At 26.5% G+C, this 6,071-nt stretch carries 9 protein-coding genes; 3 read left to right on the top strand and 6 right to left on the bottom strand.

What is annotated here, in order from left to right; translation table 11 throughout:
- Positions 1-61: 61 nt before the first annotated feature.
- The 6 genes from KA878_RS12540 to msaA form a co-directional block, all read right to left on the bottom strand.
- Positions 62-811: a hypothetical protein gene (locus tag KA878_RS12540; RefSeq protein WP_075108474.1), complete on the bottom strand. Its 750-nt coding sequence runs from the start codon at positions 809-811 to the stop codon at positions 62-64.
- Between the two features lie 9 nt (positions 812-820).
- Positions 821-1,678 carry an ABC transporter ATP-binding protein gene (locus tag KA878_RS12535; RefSeq protein WP_193839351.1) on the bottom strand — a complete coding sequence of 286 codons (858 nt, stop codon included), beginning with the start codon at positions 1,676-1,678 and terminating at the stop codon, positions 821-823.
- Positions 1,679-1,741: 63 nt separating this feature from the next.
- Positions 1,742-2,074, bottom strand: coding sequence for an Msa family membrane protein (locus tag KA878_RS12530; protein ID WP_193839350.1), 333 nt, complete (start codon positions 2,072-2,074; stop codon positions 1,742-1,744).
- Positions 2,075-2,078: 4 nt separating this feature from the next.
- Positions 2,079-2,333: a CPBP family glutamic-type intramembrane protease gene (locus KA878_RS14420; protein WP_228480716.1), complete on the bottom strand. Its 255-nt coding sequence runs from the start codon at positions 2,331-2,333 to the stop codon at positions 2,079-2,081.
- A 733-nt stretch (positions 2,334-3,066) separates the two neighbouring features.
- On the bottom strand, positions 3,067-3,267 hold the full coding sequence (gene cspA / locus KA878_RS12520) for a cold shock protein CspA (RefSeq protein WP_002433901.1): 201 nt from the start codon (positions 3,265-3,267) through the stop codon (positions 3,067-3,069).
- Between the two features lie 204 nt (positions 3,268-3,471).
- A complete protein-coding gene (msaA, locus tag KA878_RS12515; RefSeq protein WP_070855609.1) occupies positions 3,472-3,780 on the bottom strand; it encodes a regulatory protein MsaA in 309 nt (102 codons plus the stop codon).
- A 163-nt stretch (positions 3,781-3,943) separates the two neighbouring features.
- Here msaA and KA878_RS12510 point away from each other — a divergent pair, with 163 nt between their 5' ends.
- From KA878_RS12510 to KA878_RS12500, 3 genes are read left to right on the top strand one after another with little or no spacing between them, the layout of a single operon-like run.
- On the top strand, positions 3,944-4,213 hold the full coding sequence (locus tag KA878_RS12510; RefSeq protein WP_053030890.1) for an acylphosphatase: 270 nt from the start codon (positions 3,944-3,946) through the stop codon (positions 4,211-4,213).
- A 21-nt stretch (positions 4,214-4,234) separates the two neighbouring features.
- Positions 4,235-4,861 (top strand): 5-bromo-4-chloroindolyl phosphate hydrolysis family protein, encoded by a 627-nt coding sequence (locus KA878_RS12505; RefSeq protein WP_053030888.1) that lies wholly within the window; start codon positions 4,235-4,237, stop codon positions 4,859-4,861.
- A gap of 27 nt (positions 4,862-4,888) precedes the next feature.
- Positions 4,889-6,058 carry a toxic anion resistance protein gene (locus KA878_RS12500; protein ID WP_193839349.1) on the top strand — a complete coding sequence of 390 codons (1,170 nt, stop codon included), beginning with the start codon at positions 4,889-4,891 and terminating at the stop codon, positions 6,056-6,058.
- Positions 6,059-6,071: the final 13 nt, after the last annotated feature.

The following is a 6,071-nucleotide window of genomic DNA, read 5'->3' as shown; positions in this document are numbered from 1 at the left end:
CAATTATACGGACTTTATCTAGGTTTTTAATATCTTAATAATTAATTCTATTATATATATATTAATATTGTAATTTTTTAAATATAAGTTTTGATACAAGATATATAACTATTATGTATACTAAAGTAATTACACTCATTATTAATAAATTTTGCGAAAAGCTAATATTACTATCTAATTTGATAAAATTAGAAGGGAAAATCTTAATTTTATCAATACTGTCTGTAACTTTTATGAGAATAAATCCTGTAATTAAAGTAATAATAGTTACTCCAGTATTGAAACGTATAGATGCAATAAGTGATAAAAATATTAAAATAGCATCGGTAAAAAATAAGCCCATCAAATTTGTCATTAGATAATGATTATATTTAGTATCTTTTAATAATAAAGAATGTGATGAATAATCATGATTATTCACAAAATATAAATAAACAATTATTGAGGATACACACAATATAATTAGAAAAGTAATATAAACAATAATGATTGATAAAAACTTATTATTAAAAATTTTATTTCTATTCTGATCTTTGAAAAAAAGAAGACGACTAGTACTAATTTCATTATAGAATAATATTGATGCTAAATAAGCAACTATTATTAATGATAGCATTGACTTTTGCTGGGTATCATATATCGCAATAAAGGTTTCCAAAAAGCTTACACTACCAGCTTGACTAGCTGAGAGTGATAAGAAATTACTATTTAAAAATTGTGCTAAAAATATTAATAAAGGATAGAGACCTAAAATTAAAAGTAACCATGTGGCACGTATCTTAAAAACATACATGAATATAAATTTAAACATTTGAAATACCTACTCTTGATAAAAATATGATTCTAAATCATGTGAGTTATGTATAACTTCTAATAAAGAATTATCCCTTAACTCTACAAGTAATTTAGACAAGTTATCGTTCTCATTTTTTATAGTGACAATATTTAAGTCGATTTTTTCAATAAATGAGTACTTAGAAAGTAAATTGTCAATATTGTTAATTGTTTTTTTAAATTTCATTTTTATAATATTGTTTTGTTCTTTAACATCTATTTCTGTAATCTTTCGTTTATTTAATAATAAAAACCTTGTGCACAATCCTTCTAATTCTTTTAATTGATGACTAGATATTAAAAAAATTGTGTCATTCTCTTTAGAAAATTGTTCGATGATTGTTATTAATTTTTGTACTCCAATAGGATCTAAACCTAAAAATGGTTCATCTAAAATAGCAACTTTTGGTTTGATTATTAAACATAACGCCAAACATAATCGCTGTTTCATACCATATGAAAAGTATTTTACTTTCTTCGAGTTATCTTCTAGAGCAACTAGATTTAAAATTTTACTTATATCTTTAGAATATTCTTTTTTATTATTAATTTCTAAGTAATATTCTAAATTTTTTCTAGCGCTAATTTCAGGGAAATAGATTTGATTAATCATAAATGCAAAATCATTTAAAACGTTATCTTTACTATTTATATCAATGCCATTATAAAAAATATGACCTTGGGTAGGCAACTGAGATTTAGCAATTAGCTTCATTAAAGTAGTTTTACCTGCCCCATTAGTACCAAGCAAACTGACTTTTTCCCCTTTACATATTTTGAAATTTATATTTTCTAAAATTGCTTTTTTATGATATTTTTTTGAAATATCTTTAAATTCTAACATGTTTCTCCCCTTTTTTAAATTTAATAAATATTATGAATAGTTGAGGTATTAAATAAGCCAATATTAAAAAATTACTTGAGAGATTTCTAACATATTTGGTGACACTTGTATATTTATATCATTATTATCAATATTATATTTAGAAACATATTCTAAATAACCATCTAAATTCATAATATATAAACTGTAAATTATATAATAAAAAACATTAAATGCAACAGTGATTAACACATGTAATATTGATGGTTTAACAAAGATTATTGCTATTGAAGAAATTAAGCAAGGAATAATAATAGTTAAAACAGTTGATAAAAATAAATTTATATCTAAGCCCAAATAAGCTAAATAAATATAAAAAATACAATTTACTAAAATCGAAATAAGTGCTAATTTCATACAATCACCCTATTACTTTTGAAACTAAAATATTATAAATCCAATGAACACTTATAGATGCCCTAAGACCAAAAGCATATCTTAATAAATATAATAAAATACTAGATGGGAATCTAATTAATAAATTTGTTATTATTGACTCATTTAAATGTAATAACAAAGAAAACAATAAAGAACCTATAATAATTGAATTGATAAAACTAAAATTATTTAATAGGATTTTATAAACAACTTCTCTAAATAAATATTCTTCTCCCATTGCAATTGTTAAATAAAATAATGTTAATTTAAAAATCATCAAAAAAATAAAACACTAAAATAAAAATAATTGTGTAAATTAATATATTTGAAAATTTATACATTGAGTATGGATCGAATTTATAAGAAAAAATTGAAGAAAGATAAGTAGGTATTATTAAAAAACAGATGTTAATACTTAACAATAAAACTATAAACTCTAAAAATTCTGATTTTATTAGATAAGCAGTTAAGCCTATTAATAAATTTAGCATCATTGAACTACTGAGTATTATACAAATAATTGCAAATATACAAATTATTCTTCGATTTTTTAAGATTGATATTACCATTTAATATGACGGCCACGATAGCCGATATAAAATCTACCAATTGAGAATTGGAAAATATCTAAAAGTTTTAACATAATCATCTCTCCTTTCTCCTACTTATCAGTTTAATAATAATATATTTATACAATAAAAAACAATATTTTATTTTGCACCATTCAATAAAAGGTAAACTCATTTTTCGTACAATCCTTTTCTAAAGCCATTATTAACTTAAAATAAAAAGGCTCTATAATAACTTCGCGACTATTTGCCTCAACAACAAAAAAAGAGATTAAACAACCTAAGGTTGCTTAATCTCAATATTAGGACTCATCAGTCCGATTTGACGAAGAGCCCTTAAAATAAAAAACACCTTACATCTTGGTAAGGTGTTACTAAAGTCAATATTTTACAATCTATTTATTATAGTTTTACAACGTTTGCAGCTTGAGGACCGCGGTCGCCTTCAACTACTTCAAATTCAACTGATTGACCTTCTTCTAATGATTTGTAACCATCTTGGTTAATTGCTGAGAAGTGTACGAATACGTCGTTTTCACCTTCAACTTCGATAAAACCAAAACCTTTTTCAGCGTTAAACCATTTAACTGTACCTTGTTTCATAATTCTGAAACCTCCAAGACTAAATTCTTTCAATATGCATTATTCGCATATTACAAAAAATACATGTGACAATTATGTATGAATAACGAAACGCTATAAATAACTCTTACAGATATTCTTTGCAATATGGAATAAAACCATTGCTTAGTAGTAATTATATGTTAGTTCTTACCAAATTGCAATACAATTATAGAAAATTATCTTTTAATTAATTTTTGGTAGATTATAATATACTTCTTTATTATTTAATACAATAAAACTATAAAATATTTGTAAGTCTTCTTCACAATCTTCACAAAAGTTTAAATCACAGTTGTTATAAAATGCATGAATATTGTATTTACCAACAACATAATTATCATAATCATTTTTACTTTTTGCAATTATATTTTTATAGTAATCAATCATTTCAGCATACGTTGAAAATTGATGTTGTTCAACAATTTTATCTGTCCAGTCACTAAATAACCACCATCCCTCGTAGTCAGCTCTGATCTTGGTAACTGTCCACATATATAAATCCCCTCTCAATTAACCTATAATACTTATTTTAACTATTTTATATCTGAATTAAAAATATAACGGCTCATACTTTTGACTGATAGCCTCTTGATTCAATAGTAAATATTAGTTTTTTAGTATAAAACTACGTATAATAAGTGTAAGAGGTGATACTATGAAGCAAAAGCATTTACAAGTGTTTGGAACTGTTCAAGGTGTAGGTTTTCGATATTATACGCAAAGATTAGCAATCAAATATCATGTTAAAGGTACAGTTCAGAATGTAGATGATTATGTTGAAATATATGCAATAGGTAATGACGATAATATTGATCAGTTTATTAATGCTGTGATCAATGGTGCATCACCTGCTTCACATGTTACACACTATGAACTTGAAGAAACTAATTTGAGTGAAGATTTTACAGACTTTAAATCGATTTAAATATAAAAAGGAAGATGTCATTTGAGATACAATATTTCTCGACTTTTTGGCGTGATTGTGGGGGTTCCAGTAGCAATAGTGTCATGGTTGATCAGCGTTTTTGGCTTTGATTTATCATTCATTATTGATGGTTTAATAGGAATTGGGATGTTTTTTGTGTCCTACTTCCCTACTCAACGACTTACGTCAAAGAAGTATTTAACAGAAATTGGCCTTTCACGAAGAGACTATTATTACGTGAGAAACCATTTAAAGCAAACCCAAGACAAGATACGTACTATATTGAAGTCATTTATTAATGTAAGATCTATTCAGGATTTTAGACAAATAAATGATATCTATAGAATATCAAAGTCTATTCACTTTGCTGTTAAACAACGACCAGCAATGTTCTTTAAAGTTGAAAGTTTCTTTTATTCACATATAGACAATGCTTTAAATTTAATTGAGTCGTATACTCGACTGGCTAAAATGCCAAAAAAATCAGTTGAAGAAAAGCAAAAATTAGAACAAACACGTATCACGCTAGATGAAGTGAAACGTACACTAATTGCTGATTTGAAGAGAATCAATGAAGATGATTACGAACGTCTAGATGTTGAAATGCAACTTAATAAATTGGAACAAACACGTCATAAAGATAAATAGAATAAAGAAATGGAGCGATTTACTTAAATGTCTCGAGATGAACAATTTAACAACGCACATCCATTAGATGATTATATAGAACAACAACAGTTTAATAATTTAAATAATGAAAACAACATTAACCTAGCACATGATAATACAGTTTTAGACGATTTTCATCAACAATTTACTGATAAAGAACTACAAAAGATTGAAACTATTAGTCAACAAATTAAACCTTTAGATAATGATGGGTTACTAACTTATGGTACTCATTTACAAGAAAACATGTCTCAATTCTCGCATAAAATGTTGGATGAAGTGCAGACAAAAGATATTGGACCTGTTGGGGATTCACTTAATCAGCTAATGTCAAAACTAAAAGCCGTCAACCCTGATGAATTAAATCCAGAGAAACAATCTAAGTTGAAACGTTTATTTAAACGTACGAAAGCTTCTATTAATGAAGTATTTTCAAGAATGCAATCTGTTAGTGCGCAAATTGATAGAATTACAATTCAGCTTGATAGACACAAAAATAATCTATCTAAAGACATTAAATTATTAGATGGTTTATACCAACAAAATAAAGATTACTTTGATGATGTTAATTTATATATTGCTGCTGCTAAAAGAAAAAAACATGAAATACAAGCTGAAGATATTCCAAAATTACAAGCAAATGCGCATCAAAGTGGCAATCAAATGGATATCCAAGCTGTCGCGGATATGGAACAATTTGTTGATCGTTTAGATAAACGCATTTATGATTTACAATTATCTCGTCAAATTGCAATACAAACTGCACCACAAATCCGTATGATTCAAAATGTGAATCAGGCTTTAGCTGAGAAAATTCAAAGTTCTATTCTTACAAGTATTCCACTTTGGAAAAATCAAATGGCGATTGCCCTTACATTGATGAGACAACGTAATGCAGTGTCTGCACAACGTGCAGTAACTGATACAACCAATGATTTGCTTACGCAAAATGCGGCGATGTTAAAACAAAACGCTATTGAAACTGCTACTGAAAATGAGCGCGGTATTGTTGATATTGAAACACTTAAATCGACACAAAGCGATATTATCGAAACGATAGAACAAACACTTCAAATTCAACAAAATGGTCGCCAAAAACGTAAAGAAGCAGAAAAAGAACTCGTTGGTTTAGAAGATGAATTAAAACAACACTTACTTTCTATGAAGAAAGAATAGCATATAAACAAAA

This window comes from Staphylococcus sp. GDY8P57P, assembly GCF_017892585.1.
Classification (GTDB): Bacteria; Bacillota; Bacilli; order Staphylococcales; family Staphylococcaceae; genus Staphylococcus; species Staphylococcus borealis.
This window is presented reverse-complemented; position numbering and strand designations above follow the sequence as displayed.

Bases quoted from the DNA above. Each gene is read 5' to 3' on its own strand.
- KA878_RS14420 (WP_228480716.1), bottom strand. From the start codon at position 2,333: ATGGGAGAAGAATATTTATTTAGAGAAGTTGTTTATAAAATCCTATTA.
- KA878_RS12510 (WP_053030890.1), top strand. From the start codon at position 3,944: ATGAAGCAAAAGCATTTACAAGTGTTTGGAACTGTTCAAGGTGTAGGT.
- cspA (WP_002433901.1), bottom strand. From the start codon at position 3,267: ATGAAACAAGGTACAGTTAAATGGTTTAACGCTGAAAAAGGTTTTGGT.
- KA878_RS12500 (WP_193839349.1), top strand. From the start codon at position 4,889: ATGTCTCGAGATGAACAATTTAACAACGCACATCCATTAGATGATTAT.
- KA878_RS12540 (WP_075108474.1), bottom strand. From the start codon at position 811: ATGTTTAAATTTATATTCATGTATGTTTTTAAGATACGTGCCACATGG.
- KA878_RS12535 (WP_193839351.1), bottom strand. From the start codon at position 1,678: ATGTTAGAATTTAAAGATATTTCAAAAAAATATCATAAAAAAGCAATT.
- KA878_RS12530 (WP_193839350.1), bottom strand. From the start codon at position 2,074: ATGAAATTAGCACTTATTTCGATTTTAGTAAATTGTATTTTTTATATT.
- msaA (WP_070855609.1), bottom strand. From the start codon at position 3,780: ATGTGGACAGTTACCAAGATCAGAGCTGACTACGAGGGATGGTGGTTA.